The following is a 15744-nucleotide window of genomic DNA, read 5'->3' on the forward strand; positions in this document are numbered from 1 at the left end:
AAAAAGTAGAACGAATGTTCATTTCTGTCAAATTTTTTACTATGCTATGTATAATCAGCAAACAAAAACGATTGATCTGGAGTCTTCATGCCTTACCTGAATAAAGCGGCACCTTCCCCCGAACCACTGGATTGCCGTATTCTCTCCGCGGCGCTGGATCTGTTCGTGGAGCGCGGATTTCACAATGTTTCGGTGCATGATGTGCAGCGGGAGTCACAGGTCAGCATCGGATCCATCTACAAACACTTTGGCGGCAAGGAGGGGATTGCCAAGGCGCTCTACTATCACCTGTTGAATGAATTCGAGGAGATGATGAATCAGGTGATGGAGGAGGATCTGAGCAACCGGGAGCGCTGTAACCGGATTATTGCGTTGCTGTTTGAGTACACCGAGAGCCGTCGCAACATCATCGAGTACATGTTGCATGCCAAGCATCGGGAGTTCCTGCCCAATGAGCCGCCGATCTGCAGCTCCACACCGTTCAAGGTGATGCGAAGCATCGTCCAGCAGGGCATGGATGCGGGCGAGATCCGTTCGGGGAATCCCTGGGTGGTTGCCTCCACAGTCTTTGGCGGGGCGATCCGCATGATTCACCTGCGGCTTGATGGGGTGATGGAGCAGCCCCTGACGGAATGCTATGACGAGCTGATCGATTGCATGTGGCGAGGCCTGAGTACCGGCGAGGCGGTAAAGCGAAAAAGACCGCAAGCTGTCGAGGTTGCCGGCTGAGTCTGATCTCTGCGCCGCTGAAGCAACTGCCCTCCATCCAGACTTGAACCCGCGTGGGCTTTTCTCTACCATACACCACCCTTTGTGGCCCTTCGGCATGCACAGGCCCCTGCCAGGTAGCTGACAGTTATCGGCTGTTTCTGATGACTGGTCCCGGCCGAGGCACTACCCGCCCTTTTTTGTCCCAAGCGCTGACGGTTGCTGGCTGTCGGATCGCTCTGATGATCGGAATTTAATGTGATTACCACTGCTAATATCACCATGCAATTTGGCGCCAAGCCGCTGTTTGAAAACATCTCGGTAAAGTTCGGCAACGGCAACCGCTATGGCCTGATCGGCGCCAACGGCTGTGGCAAGTCCACCCTGATGAAAATCCTGGGCGGAGAGCTGGAACCCTCGGCCGGCAATGTCAAGGTGGATGTCAACGAGCGGGTGGGCAGGCTGCGGCAGGACCAGTTTGCCTTCGAGACCTATACAGTGCTTGATACCGTAATCATGGGCTATGCCGAACTGTGGGCGGTGAAGCAGGAGCGTGACCGGATCTACGCGCTGCCGGAGATGAGCGAGGAGGACGGCATGAAGGTGGCCGAGCTGGAGGTCGAATTCGCTGAACTGGACGGCTACAGCGCCGAGGCGCGGGCCGGCGAACTGCTGCTGGGCCTGGAGATTCCCGAGTCCCAGCACTTCGGCCTGATGAGCGAGGTGGCGCCGGGCTGGAAGTTGCGCGTGCTGCTGGCCCAGGCCCTGTTTGCCGATCCCGACATCATGCTGCTGGACGAGCCAACCAACAACCTGGATATCAATACCATCCGCTGGCTGGAAGGGGTGCTGAACCAGCGTAACAGCACCATGGTCATCATTTCCCATGACCGCCATTTTCTGAACAGCGTCTGTACCCACATGGCCGACCTTGACTATGGTGAGCTGCGCATCTACCCCGGCAATTACGACGACTACATGACCGCCTCTACCCAGGTGCGCGAGCGACTGCTGGCGGATAATGCCAAGAAGAAGGCGCAAATTTCCGAACTGCAGACCTTTGTCAGCCGCTTCAGCGCCAACGCCTCCAAGGCGAAGCAGGCCACTTCACGGGCGCGCCAGATCGACAAAATTCAGTTGGCCGAGGTAAAGCCCTCCAGCCGGGTCAGTCCCTATATCCGCTTTGACCAGACCAAGAAGCTCTATCGGCTGGCGCTGGAAGTGGAGGGGGTGAGCAAGGGATATGGCGAGGCGCCCCTGTTTAACAAGCTCGATCTGCAGATCGAGGTCGGCGAACGGGTGGCCATCATCGGCGCCAGTGGTATTGGCAAGACTACCCTGTTGCGCACCCTGGTGGGTGATCTGCAGGCTGATAGCGGAGATGTACGCTGGTCGGAAAACGCCCAGATTGGTTATTTCGCCCAGGATCACTCGGCCGATTTTGCCCAGGATCTGGACCTGTTCGACTGGATGGCGCAGTGGGGCCAGAAAGGTGATGATGAGCAGGTGATTCGCGGTACCCTCGGGCGCATGCTGTTTTCCCAGCACGAGATCAAGAAATCGGTGAAGGTGATCTCCGGTGGTGAGCAGGGGCGCATGCTGTTTGGCAAGCTGATGCTGCAGCGGCCCAATATCCTGCTGATGGATGAACCGACCAACCACCTGGACATGGAGTCGATCGAATCACTCAACTTGGCGCTGGAGAACTATCCCGGTACCCTGTTCTTTGTCAGCCATGACCGTGAATTCATCTCCTCGCTGGCTACCCGCATTATCGAGATCACCCCGACAGGCGTAAATGATTTCCGCGGGGGTTACGAGGAGTATCTGCGCAGCCAGGGGGTTGAAGAGTTCGCTGGGCAGCGCGCGGCCGGGTAATCTGCCTACCATAGCCGGCTTGGCGAAACGCCGCGGATTGCGGCCTCCCCCGGCGGCTTAACCGCAACAGACCAGACCCGACGTTTTCAGGTCATCCGTTTCGCTTTCTCGATCGCCTCGTCCATGGTGCGGGCAAAGCGGATTCTGCCAGGCCGGGTACGCACACCGGCACGTCGCAACTTGAGGATGATTCGGGGTTGCAGATTGCTGATTACCAGCCCGACATTCTTCGCCGCGAGATTGGCCACGATTGATTCCATGGCCACGATAGCGCTCATGTCCACCATGGTGACTTCCGTCATATCGAGCACAATCACCCGTACCTCGGGTGTAATGGCGGTTATGTTCTTCAGGGCCTTCTGGGCGGAGCCAAAAAAAAGCGGGCCATTGATGTCGTAGATCGATATCTGGCTCGGTAATTCCAGTTCATTCATCCGCCCGGATTCAACCTTGGTATTCTCCGTCAGGCGGATGCTCCTATGGATGAATAACATGGCGGCCAAGCCCATGCCGACACCGACGGCAATGGTCATATCGAACAGCACGGTCAGGAGAAAGCAGGTGACCAGGGTGAGAATGTCGTCCCGGGGCGCAATTTTCAGCGTGCGGATAAAATGCTTCGCCTCACTCATGTTCCAGGCCACCATCAGCAGCAGCGCCGCCATGGATGCCATCGGAATGTAGGCGAGCACCGGGGAGAGGGAGAGGATGGCGACCAGGATGAACAGGCCGTGCACGACCGATGCGAGGGGTGATGTGCCGCCTGCCCTGACGTTCGCCGCAGTACGTGCGATAGCCGCTGTAGCCGGGATTCCGCCGAACAGTGAGGCGACCATATTGCCGATACCCTGGCCGATCAGCTCATCATTGGGGTTGTGTTTTTTTCCTGACATGCCGTCTGCCACTACGGCGCATAGCAGTGATTCGAGTGATCCCAGTATGGCAATGGTGATGGCCGATGCCAGCAATGTGTTGAGCAGGCTGAAGCTGAACCCGATCGAATTGCCTTCAGCATCCGGCAGGTTCCATGGCCACTCGAAGCCGGGGAGGAAGGGGGGTATGCCACTCCCGGTTATGCCGTTCAATTCATAGTGAAACCGGCTGCCGATGGTGGCGACCGAGAAGTCAGAGGTGATCTGGCTAATCAGCCAAGCGGCGACCGAGCCGATCAGCAAGGCCACCAGATGACCTGGAATTCGGGATTGCAGTCTTGGCCACAGGATCAATACACCCAGGCTAAGGGAGCCGATCATTGTCTCCTGCCAGTTGATGCTGGGTACTGATTGCAGAATCAGCCAAAGCTTGTCGATGTAATGTCCGTCCAGCGACTGGATATTCAGGCCGAGAAAGTCCTTGATCTGGAAGGTGGCAATAACCACCCCGATACCGGCGGTAAAACCGACGGTGACAGGATAGGGAACAATTTCTATTAATCGTCCCAGCCGTGCCAGGCCCAGCAGCACGAGTATTATTCCAGCCAGAAAACCGCTAACCAGCAACCCGCCAATCCCGTACTGCTGGACAATTGGTAGCAGCACCACAACGAAAGCGGCTGTCGGGCCAGAGATATTCACCTTGGAGCCGCCGGTCAGGGCGATGACAATGCCGGCAACTATGGCGGTATAGAGACCATGCTGTGGTGGCACCCCGCTGGCAATCGCCAACGCCATGGAGAGCGGCAATGCGATAACGCCGACGGTGAGTCCAGCCAGAATATTCGATTGAATACTGGACAGGGATCTTTCATTGACGAGAGCGGTCCTGAGTGCGGAAAACATCGATGATGCCTGACTGTGAGAGTTAATGGGGCCTGCGGTGAGTGGGTTGAACCAGGGTTTATCACCCAACTGTAAAGGGCGCCTGAATGGCGCCCTTTACGGTGAGTTTGTTTGGGATTGCCTCGGGCTTTACTCGGCTTCCTTGTCCCGCTCAATCAGTGCATAGGCTGAATGGTTGTGGATGGATTCGAAGTTTTCCGACTCCACGATATAGGCGCAGAAGCGTTCATCCCTGTCCAGCATGCCGGCCACATCCCGCACCATGTCCTCGACAAACTTGGGGTTGTCATAGGCACGCTCGGTGACGAACTTTTCATCCGGCCGTTTCAGCAGGCCGTAGAGTTCGCAGGAGGCCTGGCTCTCCACCAGATCGATAATCTCCTCGACCCAGACAAAGCCACAGGTTCTGACCTGCACGGTGACATGGGAGCGCTGGTTGTGTGCGCCGCGATCGGAGATCTTCTTGGAGCAGGGGCAGAGGCTGGTGACCGGCACCTGGACCTTGATGTAGGTGATCGGCTTGCCGCCATGCACTTCGCCAATGAAGGTAACGTCATAGTCCAGCAGGCTCTGTACGCCGGAGATGGGGGCCGTCTTGTTGATGAAGTAGGGGAAGTTCATCTCGATGTGGCCTGACTCCGCTTCCAGCTTCTCGGCCATCTCTGCCAGCATCACCTTGAAGTTGGAAATGCTGATCTCTTTTTCGTGGGAGTTGAGTATCTCCACGAAGCGCGACATGTGGGTACCCTTGAAGTTGTGCGGCAGGTTCACATACATGTTGAACGTGGCGATGGTGTGCTGCTCGCCGTCGCTACGGTCTTTGACCCGCACCGGGTGACGGATGTCTTTGATACCCACCTTGTTGATGGCGATCTGCCGGGTATCGACGCTGCTCTGTACGTCAGCAATCTCAGTGGTGGTGGTCACTGTCTCTATTCCTCGCTACAACGGTGCGCACACGATCAGCCTACGCATCCAACAATTATGCCCTTACTTGCAATCTACCCCGTTTGACGACGGGCGAACACCGGCGGATTGCCGGGTTTTGCGCTTGCCGGGGCACAGGTGGCTGTCAGGGAACCCGGGATTATGATGGTTGGCATGCTTCTGTGCAACATCAGTGTCGGTTAATGTTCCGCCTGTTGCTGATGAAAACGCAATAAATCAATGGGTTGGGCAGATTCTTCGCGCACGGATCAGTGCGTCGATAACTCATTGGATGATTCAGGTCGGGAATAGTTGCCGATTAAGCCTATTTACGGGTCACTACCCTGGTAATTAAGTGGAATAGTGGTTTTCAACTCCGTGCTCGAATGGGTGTTGTCGCTAACCACTTGTTGTCGCTCGTAAAAATGTCAGTGCTTTGACAAGAGACTGATATATATCAGAAAAAACGGCTTGGCACAGCCGTTGCAAATCCGTCCCCCCAGGACGCGGCAGAAAGATTTAAACAATGCCGCGCCACCCAACCAAGTGCACTGGAGGAGTCGGGTAATGAGCGAGACCTTTTACGATGTGATGCGGCGACAGGGGATCACCCGCCGCAGCTTTTTGAAATACTGCAGTTTGACCGCCTCGGCGCTCGGACTGGGGCCGGCCTTCGCGCCGACTATCGCCGCGGCGATGGAGACCAAACCGCGCATTCCGGTGCTCTGGCTGCACGGCCTGGAGTGTACCTGCTGCTCTGAATCCTTCATCCGCTCGGCCCATCCGCTGGCCAAGGATGTGGTGTTGTCGATGATCTCGCTGGATTACGACGACACCATCATGGCGGCTGCTGGTCATGAGGCGGAGGCGATTATCGAAGAGATTATCGAAAAATATGACGGCAACTATATCCTGGCGGTGGAGGGCAATCCGCCGCTGGATGAGGATGGCATGTACTGCATTATCGGTGGCAAGCCGTTCGTGGAGCAGTTGCGCAAGGCGGCCGAGCACTGTAAGGCGATCATTTCCTGGGGCTCCTGCGCCTCCTGGGGCTGTGTGCAGGCGGCGCGTCCCAATCCCACCCGCGCGACACCGGTGCACAAGGTGCCGGGCCTGGCTGCCAAGCCGATCATCAAGGTACCCGGTTGTCCGCCCATCGCCGAGGTGATGACCGCGGTGATCACCTACATCCTCACCTTCGAGCGCTTCCCCCAGCTCGATCGTCAGGGTCGACCGCTGATGTTTTACAGCCAGCGGATTCATGACAAGTGCTACCGCCGTCCCCATTTTGATGCCGGCCAGTTTGTCGAGCACTGGGATGATGAGGCGGCGCGCAAGGGTTACTGCCTCTACAAGATGGGCTGTAAGGGACCCACCACCTACAACGCCTGTTCCACGGTGCGCTGGAACGGTGGCCTGTCATTTCCGATCCAGGCCGGGCACGGCTGTATCGGCTGTTCCGAGGACGGCTTCTGGGACAAGGGTAGCTTTTATGACCGGGTCACCGACACCCACCAGTTTGGTATCGAGGCCAATGCCGACAAGGTAGGTATTGCTGCTGCCGGCACCGTGGGCGCCGCTGCCGCGGCTCACCTGGCGGTCACCGCCATCAAACAGGCGCAGCATAAAGGGGATCAGGATCAATGAGCACGAAACAGACACCCAACGGTTTTTCCCTGGACGATTCCGGCAAGCGGGTAGTGGTTGATCCGGTCACGCGGATCGAGGGCCACATGCGCTGCGAAGTGAATGTGGACGGGAACAACATAATCCGCAACGCCGTCTCCACCGGCACCATGTGGCGTGGTCTGGAGGTGATTCTCAAGGGACGCGACCCACGCGACGCCTGGGCCTTCACCCAGCGTATCTGCGGCGTCTGCACCGGCACCCACGCTCTCACCTCGGTGCGGGCGGTGGAAGACGCGCTGGCTATTCAGATCCCGGAGAACGCCAACTCGATCCGCAATATCATGCAGCTGGCCCTGCAGGTGCACGATCATCTGGTGCATTTCTATCACCTGCACGCCCTCGACTGGGTAAACCCGGTGAACGCCCTGAAGACCGATCCCAAGGCGACCTCCGAGCTGCAGCAGAAGATCTCGCCGCGGCATGCGCTCTCCTCGCCGGGCTATTTCCGCGATATCCAGAACCGGCTGAAGAAGTTTGTTGAGTCCGGTCAATTGGGACCGTTCAAGAACGGCTACTGGAGCAACCCGGCTTACCTGTTGCCGCCGGAGGTGGACCTGATGGCGGTGACTCATTACCTGGAGGCGCTTGATTTCCAGAAGGAGATCGTCAAGGCCCGTACCATCTTCGGTGGCAAGGATCCCCATCCCAACTGGCTGGTGGGCGGCGTGCCCTGCCCCATCAACCTGGACGGTGTCGGTTCGGTCGGGGCGCTCAACATGGTCAACCTGAACCAGATCTCCTCGATCATCGATCAGGTGCGGGAGTTCGTGAACAACGTCTATGTGCCGGACCTGCTGGCGATTGCCGGTTTCTACAAGGGCTGGACCTATGGAGGCGGTCTCTCCGGCATGAACGTGCTGGCCTATGGTGATATCCCGGACCGGGCCAATAACTATTCAGCGGATAATCTGATGATGCCGCGCGGTGCCATTATCAATGGCAACCTGAAAGAGGTGCATGAGGTGGATCTGCGTAATCCCGACGAGATCCAGGAGTTCGTACCGCACTCCTGGTACAAGTACCCGGATGAGTCGAAGGGGCTGCATCCCTGGGACGGGATCACCGAGGCTAACTTCCAGTTGGGGGCAAACACCCGGGGTAGCAAGACCGATATCCGCCAGATTGACGAGTCGGCCAAGTACTCCTGGATCAAGGCGCCGCGCTGGAAAGGGCACGCCATGGAGGTGGGGCCGCTGGCCCGCTATATCATCGGCTACGCCAAGGGCGACAAGGAGATCACCGAGCAAATTAATTTTACTCTCAAGACCCTGGACCTGCCGGTATCGGCACTCTTCTCCACTCTGGGGCGAACCGCCGCACGCGCTCTGGAAGCGCAGTGGGCGGCGGACAAGATGCGCTACTTCATGGACAAGATGCTGGCCAATATCAAGGCCGGCGACAGCAACACGGCGAACGTGGAGCGCTGGGACCCGGAGACCTGGCCAGCGGAGGTGAAGGGGGTTGGGTTTTCCGAGGCACCCCGTGGCGCCCTGGGACACTGGATCCGTATCAAGGACACTCGCATCGCCAACTACCAGTGCGTGGTACCCACCACCTGGAACGGTTCACCGCGGGACCAACAGGGCAACATCGGTGCCTTCGAGGCTGCGCTGCTGAACACCAAGGTGGAACGGCCGGAGGAGCCGGTGGAGATCCTGCGCACCCTGCACAGCTTCGATCCCTGTCTCGCCTGTTCCACCCACGTGATGAGCGAAGACGGTCAGGAGCTGGCTGAGGTCAAGGTCCGTTAATGGTGAGATCGTCTCAAAAGGAGGCACAATTATGCAGACAGAAATCAACACAGGGGCGGTCTATGTCTATGAAGCCCCGGTTCGGGTCTGGCATTGGGTCAACGCCCTCTCCATTACCTTGCTGGCGATTACCGGTTATCTGATTGCCCATCCGTTACCGACCCTGCCGGGGGAAGCCAGCGACCATTTCCTGATGGGTACTATCCGCTTCGTCCACTTTGCCGCGGCCTACATCTTCGCGGTTGGCTTCCTGGGCCGGATCTACTGGGCGATGGTGGGCAATAGATATTCCCGTCAGCTGTTCAAGTTGCCACTGTTGCACCGGAAATTCTGGAAAGACCTGCTGCACGAAGTTCGCTGGTACGCCTTTCTGGAGAAGGAGCCGAAGAAGTACGTCGGCCATAATCCACTGGCTCACCTGTTCATGGTGGCGATCATCACCGTGGGGGGGGCGGTGATGTTGCTCACCGGCTTTGCCCTGTATGCGGAACAGACCGGCCTGGGCAGCTGGCAGGACAGCCTGTTTGGCTGGCTGATCCCGCTGGTAGGACAGAGCCAGGATGTGCGCCTGTGGCACCACTGGGGCATGTGGGTGATCGTGGTGTTCGTGATGCTGCACGTCTACGTGGCGATCCGCGAGGATATCGTTTCCCGCCAGAGCCTGATCAGCACCATGATCAGCGGCTGGCGCACCTTCAAGGATGACCGGCCATGAGCGGCGCGACAGCGAAGCGGCTTCCCCACGTACTGATCTTGGGAATCGGCAACCTGCTGTGGGCCGATGAGGGGTTCGGGGTGCGTGCAGTGGAGGCTTTTCAACAGCGCTATCACACGCCCGATTCCGTGCGGGTGATGGATGGCGGCACCCAAGGGGTCTACCTGGTGCAGGAGGTGCGCGACGCCGATCTGCTGGTGGTGTTCGACGCCATTGACTACGGACTGCCACCCGGCACCCTGAAATTGATAGAGGGCGAGGCGGTACCGAAATACCTCGGGGTGAAGAAGGTGAGCCTGCACCAGACCGGCTTCCAGGAGGTGCTGGCCCTGGCGGAGATGCTGGGTGACTACCCGCAACAGCTGTTGCTGATCGGGGTGCAGCCGGAAGAGATCGAGGATTTCGGCGGCAGCCTGCGTCCGGCGATAAAGGCGCAGATCGAACCGGCCTTGCAGCACGCGGTGGCCTATCTGCGACACCAGGGGATAGCGGTGCGACCTCGATCCTCGCCGCTTGAAATCGATCCCTACGCCGCTGCTATTGACGATATCCGTCGCTATGAAACGGAGCGGCCGGGGCCGGAGCAGGCGTGCCGGCTGGGGGATGAACGGGTGGTCTGGTCTGGCACCTATGAGGTGGGTTATCGACCGGCCGATCTGGGGGGGGAATTCCTGCAGGTTGGATTGGACCAGCACCTGGACTCCTATCGTCGGGCCCGGTTTGAGCGAGAGGAGTAGCAGATGCCATCAATATTGATTAGACAGATGATCCAACAGCAGGGTTATCCGGAACTGGATGAAACCACGCTGGAACCGTTTCTGGCGCGACAGGAACATTCGGTACTGTTTTTTACCGGTGATCCCAAACAGTATCCGGAGAGTAACGACGTGGCGGTAATCCTGCCCGAACTGGCAGGCCGGTTTGCCGGCCGATTCAGCGTGGCAGTGGTGGCCCGCGAGGCGGAACTGGCATTGCAAAAACGCTTTCCCTTTAGCAGTTGGCCGGCGCTGGTGTTTTTGCGTGGCGAGCAGTATCTGGGGGCGATCACCCGGGTACAGAACTGGAGCGACTACCTGGGTGAGATCGAGCGGCTGTTGAGTGCCGATGCGGTGCATGTACGTGGCGTCGGTATTCCGGTGGTGGCTGCCGGCCGGGGTTAGCGGCAGACTGAGGAGACAAATCATGGGTTATTACGAACTGTCGGTTGCGGCCGTCGGCGCGGGAACACAGCCTTCGGAAACGGACGGGGCCGAGCTGAACTATCAGGCGATGCCAGAAAGTATGTCGACTTTTGCCATGCCGGAGATTCCGGAACCGGAGGTGGTGGGGGATCTGCTGCAGGCCCGGCAGCTACTGGATGATGTACAGGGTGTTCTGAGGGATTATCGGGTCGGTGATCCCCCCTCACTGTTTGAGTTAAGTGATCTGGATAGGGACAACCTGGCGCTGCTGGATCAGTTGCTGGGAGAAGGGGAGGTGAGCATCGTGGTTGCCGGTAAATCGCAGACACGGATTCAGGAATCGGTACTGGCGGGCCTGTGGCGGGTTCGCTACCTGGACCGGGAGGGTACCTTGCTACGCGATACCTTGGAGGTAGCGGATATCCCCGGACTGGTGCGCCAGGCCACCTTTGCAGCGGCGGCAGAGCATCTGGTTCTGCCGGATGCCCCCCTGCCGGAGGGGGTGCTGAATGCACCGCCACTGGTGGCGGAACTGGATGAAAAATCGCTCGCCTACCGTTCTGCTGTGCCACCCCACGTGATCAACCTGACCCTGCTGCCACAGACCGAGCAGGACCTGGCCTTTCTCGACCAGCTGTTGGGTGCCGGTTCGGTCACCATCCTCTCACGGGGTTATGGCAACTGCCGTATCACCAGCACCCAGATGCGCTACGTCTGGTGGGTGCAATACTTCAACTCCCAGGATAACAACATCCTCAATACCCTGGAGGTGACCGACGTGCCGGCGGTGGCCTGTGCCGCCCCGGAAGACATTGCCGATAGTGCACAGCGACTCAATGAAATCCTGGAGATTTACCGATGAGCGCGGCCTTTTTTGCCGGCTCTTACGGTGGCAGCGCGGACAAGCTTAACGACGAGTCGCGGCTGGAGTGCAAGATCTGCTGGTATGTCTACGATCCGGTGGAGGGTGACCCCTACTGGCAGATCCCACCGGGCACAGCGTTCTCCAAGTTGCCGGCTGACTGGAGCTGTCCCAACTGTGACGGCCGTAAGGACGATTTTATGGTAATGCCGTGAGTGGGCCCAAGCGACCGGTCGAGGTGGTCCGTCTGGAGGGGCTGTTTCGTCATATCGAACAGACCCGCATGGTCGGGGTGCCGATACTCAACCCGGCACTGTGGGTGCAGGCGGTGGATTTTATCCCCTGGAAAGGCTACCAGTTGGGGGTGCTGATCACCCCCTGGTTCATGAATCTGATCCTGCTGGGTGGCACAGAGGCCGACAGCCTTGCCAAGCGCCGACCGGGGGAGAAGATCACTCACGCCTTTCCTTCCGGGTTGTACGAATTCATTGTCGCCGAGGAGCCGGCGCTTGATCACCATCAGGGCCGCTACCAGGCCTGTTCCCTGTTTTCACCCATGCAGCCGTTCGACTCCCAGGAGCTGGCGGTGGCGACCGCACAGGAGATTATGCGTGGCCTCATGCTTGAGGAGAACCGCTCTGAAGTCGTGACCCGTAGCCGGGAGATTGCCGAGGCGTGGGCGGGCGGTAATGAGTTGGCGACAGATACAGAGACAGAAAGCGTCCCACTCGAAGAGGGACCGGGCCTGTCCGAGCGGCTGGAGACTCCGTTGACCCGGCGCGAGCTGTTCACCGGATTGTCGTAGGGGCAACCTCCGGTGGTTGCCCGGCAGGCTGGGATTGATGCGAACAAAGGGCAGGCACGGGGGCCGGCACCTACACCTTATTATCCGGATAGGCAGGGTTTCTCGTTCCCACGCTCTGCGTGGGAATGCATAAGGGGCAACACAGGGTCTGCCCCTACCCATGTTTATCTTGATAAATGGCGAGTGATCGGTGGGCGTTGACTCAAACGTCACGATTGACGATATAGTCGGCCAGCCAGCGCAGCGGGTCGGCACGCTCATCCAATTCCGAGAGACTGGCGAGGGCATCCTGGCGCAGGTTCTGGGCCAGCTCCTTGGCGCCTTTCAGTCCGATCAGGGAAGGATAAGTCGGTTTGCCGTTGGCCTGGTCCTTGCCTTGGGTCTTGCCGAGGGTGGCGGTATCGCCCTCCACATCCAGGATATCGTCCTGTACCTGGAAGGCGAGGCCGATGCAGTTGGCGTAGTGTTCCAGTTGACGGGTCTGGGCCGGTTCAGCCTTCGTGGCCGCCAGACAACCCAGCTTGACACTGGCGTGGATCAGGGCGCCGGTCTTGTGGATATGCATGTTTTCCAACTGGGCCAGATCGATTTGCCTCCCCACCGCCGCCAGATCCAGGGCTTGTCCACCCGCCATGCCGCGGGAACCGCTGGCGTGGGCCAGGGTTTCGAGCATTTCCAGTCTAATATGCGGCGCGAAGGGGGATACTTCATCCTTACACAATACCTTGAAGGCGAGGGTCTGCAGGGCGTCGCCGGCGAGTATCGCCGTGGCTTCATCAAATGCCTTATGACAGGTAGGTCGACCGCGCCTGAGATCATCATCATCCATGGCTGGTAGATCGTCATGGATCAGGGAATAGGCGTGGATCAGCTCGACCGCGCAGGCCGGCCCATCAAGTTGCTCCGGCTCCACCCCCAATGCTGCGCCGGCGGCGTAGACCAGCATGGGGCGGATGCGTTTGCCGCCGTTCAGGGTGGCGTAGCGCATGGCCCGATGCAACTGCTGGGGCTGGATGCTATCGGCAGGCAATTGTAGTTCGAGAGCCGCATTCACCTGTTGTTGACACTGAATCAGGTACTGCTTGAGGGCGGACTCAGTTGTCACGGTCAAAGGGTTCCGGTTCGGCGTCGATGCGCTGGTCGGAGAGGATCTGAACTTTTTGTTCCGCCTCCTTCAGGGCCATCTGACAGGTGCGGGTGAGGGCTACGCCCCGCTCAAAGGACTTCAGGGACTCTTCCAGGGAGAGGTCGCCCTGCTCCAGGGTCTCCACCAGGGACTCCAATTCGCTCAGGGCCTGTTCGAACGAAGGTTCACTGTTTTCGTTAATGACGGGTTCTTTTTTCGGCACGGTGCGGCTCGTTGTTGGTTTGCATGGGTAAACCTTAACCAGAGGAAGGGTGGCGGTCAATCGGTGCTGTTGCAACAGCGGACAGCGAACCGGGACCGATTCCGCTTCATCTGCAGGGCGCGAGGCTGCCCCTCGCATCGCTTCGTGGGGGCGTGTAAACTCTGGCTCCATTGTGTGTCAATCAGTCAGGTTTTTAATCCATGAGCAGCAGTTCTTACGACGCTTCCGCCATTGAGGTGCTGAGTGGCCTGGAGCCGGTGCGTAAACGCCCCGGCATGTATACCGATACCAGCCGCCCAAATCACCTGGCTCAGGAGGTGATCGACAACAGCGTGGATGAGGCGGTCGCCGGCCACGCCACCACCATCGAGGTCACCCTGTACAAGGACGGCTCGCTTGAGGTGAAGGATGACGGCCGTGGCATGCCGGTGGATATTCATCCGCAGCAGGGACTGCCTGGAGTTGAGGTGATTCTCACCAAGCTGCATGCGGGCGGCAAGTTCTCCAACAAGAATTACCAGTTCTCCGGTGGTCTGCACGGTGTCGGTGTGTCGGTGGTGAACGCGCTATCGAAGCATCTGGAAATCTGGGTCAAACGTGACGGCGCCGAGTACAACATGGCCTTTGCCGGTGGCCACAAGGCGTCCGATCTGGAAGAGGTGGGCCGGGTTGGCAAGAACAACACCGGCACCCGGCTGCGCTTCTGGCCGGATGCCAAATATTTTGATTCAGGGAAATTCTCGGTGCGCCAGTTGCTGCATGTATTGCGCGCCAAGGCGGTACTCTGTCCCGGGTTGAAGGTGCTGTTTCTGGATGAGAACAGTGGCGACAACTACGAGTGGTATTACGAGGATGGCCTGCAGGACTATCTGCTGGATGCCCTGCAGGGGCTGGAGTTGTTACCCGAGCCCCCGTTTGTCGGCTCCATGTCCGGAAATTCCGAGGCGGCCGACTGGGCCGTGGCCTGGCTGCCGGAGGGCGGCGAGGCGGTCACCGAGAGCTATGTCAACCTGATTCCTACCGCCCAGGGCGGTACCCACGTCAACGGGCTGCGTTCCGGTCTTACCGACGCGGTGCGGGAGTTCTGCGAATTTCGCAACCTGCTGCCGCGCGGGGTCAAACTGGCGCCGGAGGATGTGTGGGGTCGCTGCTGCTACATCCTGTCGGTGAAGCTGGCCGATCCGCAGTTCTCCGGCCAGACCAAGGAGCGACTCTCCTCCCGCGAGTGTGCGGCCTTTGTATCGGGCGTGGTGAAAGACGCCTTCAGCCTCTGGCTGAACCAGCATACCGATGCGGGTGAACGGCTGGCCGACATGGCGATCAATGCCGCCCAGTCGCGGCTGCGGGCAGGCCGCAAGGTGCTGCGCAAGAAGGTGACCCAGGGACCGGCGTTGCCCGGCAAGCTGGCCGATTGCAGCAGTGTGGATACCACCCGTAGCGAACTGTTCCTGGTGGAGGGTGATTCCGCCGGCGGTTCGGCCAAGCAGGCACGGGACCGGGAGTTTCAGGCGATCATGCCGTTGCGGGGCAAGATCCTGAATACCTGGGAAGTGGACTCCGCCGAGGTGCTGGCGTCCCAGGAGGTGCATGACATCTCGGTGGCGATCGGCGTGGAGCCGGGCTCCGATGATCTGAGTAAGCTGCGTTTCGGCAAGATCTGTATCCTCGCCGATGCCGACTCGGACGGCGCCCATATCGCCACGCTGCTCTGTGCCCTGTTCCTGCGGCATTTCCGCAAGCTGGTGCAGGAGGGGCATGTTTATGTGGCAATGCCGCCGCTCTACCGGATCGATGTGGGTAAACATATCTTTTACGCGCTGGACGACTCCGAGCGTCAGGGCGTGCTGGATCGGATCGCCGCGGAGAAACTGACTGGCAAGGTAAGTGTCCAACGCTTCAAGGGGCTGGGCGAAATGAATCCGCTGCAATTGCGCGAGACTACTATTGATCCGGATACCCGGCGGCTGGTGCAATTGACCATCGACGCGGGTGATGACACCAACGGTATGATGGATATGCTGCTGGCGAAGAAGCGGGCCTCGGACCGCAAGCATTGGCTACAGGAGAAAGGTGATCTGGCGGAGGTGTAATCGTTGTCTCC

15 protein-coding genes are annotated in these 15744 nt (G+C 59.0%); 11 read left to right on the forward strand and 4 right to left on the reverse strand.

Going from position 1 to position 15744, the window contains the following annotated elements:
• Positions 1-87: 87 nt before the first annotated feature.
• Both A3GO_RS0100470 and A3GO_RS0100475 read left to right on the forward strand, forming a co-directional pair.
• Complete coding sequence (locus tag A3GO_RS0100470) at positions 88-729, forward strand: TetR/AcrR family transcriptional regulator (protein WP_029131731.1); 642 nt, start codon at positions 88-90, stop codon at positions 727-729.
• Positions 730-966: 237 nt separating this feature from the next.
• Complete coding sequence (locus A3GO_RS0100475; RefSeq protein ID WP_084609612.1) at positions 967-2586, forward strand: ABC-F family ATPase; 1620 nt, start codon at positions 967-969, stop codon at positions 2584-2586.
• 86 nt (positions 2587-2672) lie between these two features.
• Here A3GO_RS0100475 and dauA read toward each other — a convergent pair whose 3' ends face one another.
• Both dauA and folE2 read right to left on the reverse strand, forming a co-directional pair.
• On the reverse strand, positions 2673-4364 hold the full coding sequence (gene dauA, locus A3GO_RS0100480; protein WP_029131733.1) for a C4-dicarboxylic acid transporter DauA: 1692 nt from the start codon (positions 4362-4364) through the stop codon (positions 2673-2675).
• Positions 4365-4493: 129 nt separating this feature from the next.
• Complete coding sequence (folE2, locus tag A3GO_RS0100485; protein WP_245621628.1) at positions 4494-5291, reverse strand: GTP cyclohydrolase FolE2; 798 nt, start codon at positions 5289-5291, stop codon at positions 4494-4496.
• 567 nt (positions 5292-5858) lie between these two features.
• Between folE2 and A3GO_RS0100490 the strand changes: the two genes are divergently transcribed.
• The 8 genes from A3GO_RS0100490 to hybE are packed head-to-tail and all read left to right on the forward strand — an operon-like array spanning position 5859 to position 12294.
• Positions 5859-6938 (forward strand): hydrogenase small subunit, encoded by a 1080-nt coding sequence (locus A3GO_RS0100490; protein ID WP_029131735.1) that lies wholly within the window; start codon positions 5859-5861, stop codon positions 6936-6938.
• Complete coding sequence (locus A3GO_RS0100495) at positions 6935-8731, forward strand: nickel-dependent hydrogenase large subunit (RefSeq protein WP_029131736.1); 1797 nt, start codon at positions 6935-6937, stop codon at positions 8729-8731. The genes A3GO_RS0100490 and A3GO_RS0100495 overlap by 4 nt, the downstream gene beginning before the upstream one ends.
• A 31-nt stretch (positions 8732-8762) precedes the next feature.
• Positions 8763-9446, forward strand: a complete 684-nt coding sequence (cybH, locus tag A3GO_RS0100500) for a Ni/Fe-hydrogenase, b-type cytochrome subunit (RefSeq protein WP_029131737.1) — start codon at positions 8763-8765, stop codon at positions 9444-9446.
• Entirely contained in the window at positions 9443-10183 is a 741-nt protein-coding gene (locus A3GO_RS21850) for a HyaD/HybD family hydrogenase maturation endopeptidase (RefSeq protein ID WP_037374355.1), read from the forward strand. The genes cybH and A3GO_RS21850 overlap by 4 nt, the downstream gene beginning before the upstream one ends.
• A 3-nt stretch (positions 10184-10186) precedes the next feature.
• A complete protein-coding gene (locus A3GO_RS0100510; protein WP_029131738.1) occupies positions 10187-10606 on the forward strand; it encodes a thioredoxin domain-containing protein in 420 nt (139 codons plus the stop codon).
• Positions 10607-10628: 22 nt separating this feature from the next.
• Positions 10629-11489, forward strand: a complete 861-nt coding sequence (locus A3GO_RS0100515) for a hydrogenase expression/formation protein (RefSeq protein ID WP_029131739.1) — start codon at positions 10629-10631, stop codon at positions 11487-11489.
• Entirely contained in the window at positions 11486-11704 is a 219-nt protein-coding gene (locus tag A3GO_RS0100520; RefSeq protein ID WP_029131740.1) for a rubredoxin, read from the forward strand. The genes A3GO_RS0100515 and A3GO_RS0100520 overlap by 4 nt, the downstream gene beginning before the upstream one ends.
• On the forward strand, positions 11701-12294 hold the full coding sequence (gene hybE / locus A3GO_RS25060; protein ID WP_051301679.1) for a [NiFe]-hydrogenase assembly chaperone HybE: 594 nt from the start codon (positions 11701-11703) through the stop codon (positions 12292-12294). The genes A3GO_RS0100520 and hybE overlap by 4 nt, the downstream gene beginning before the upstream one ends.
• A 202-nt stretch (positions 12295-12496) precedes the next feature.
• Here the strand turns inward: hybE and ispA are convergent, their stop codons facing one another.
• Together ispA and A3GO_RS26475 are read right to left on the reverse strand one after the other, a co-directional pair.
• On the reverse strand, positions 12497-13399 hold the full coding sequence (gene ispA, locus A3GO_RS0100530) for a (2E,6E)-farnesyl diphosphate synthase (protein WP_037374357.1): 903 nt from the start codon (positions 13397-13399) through the stop codon (positions 12497-12499).
• Positions 13389-13643: an exodeoxyribonuclease VII small subunit gene (locus A3GO_RS26475; protein WP_037374359.1), complete on the reverse strand. Its 255-nt coding sequence runs from the start codon at positions 13641-13643 to the stop codon at positions 13389-13391. Before A3GO_RS26475 ends, ispA begins: the two co-directional genes overlap by 11 nt.
• 200 nt (positions 13644-13843) lie before the next feature.
• On the opposite strand from A3GO_RS26475, the gene parE reads away from it, so the two are divergent.
• Complete coding sequence (gene parE / locus A3GO_RS0100540) at positions 13844-15733, forward strand: DNA topoisomerase IV subunit B (RefSeq protein ID WP_029131743.1); 1890 nt, start codon at positions 13844-13846, stop codon at positions 15731-15733.
• The last annotated feature ends 11 nt before the right edge of the window (positions 15734-15744 follow it).

The sequence above is a fragment of the Sedimenticola selenatireducens DSM 17993 genome (assembly GCF_000428045.1).
In the GTDB taxonomy this organism is placed as follows: Bacteria; Pseudomonadota; Gammaproteobacteria; order Chromatiales; family Chromatiaceae; genus Sedimenticola; species Sedimenticola selenatireducens.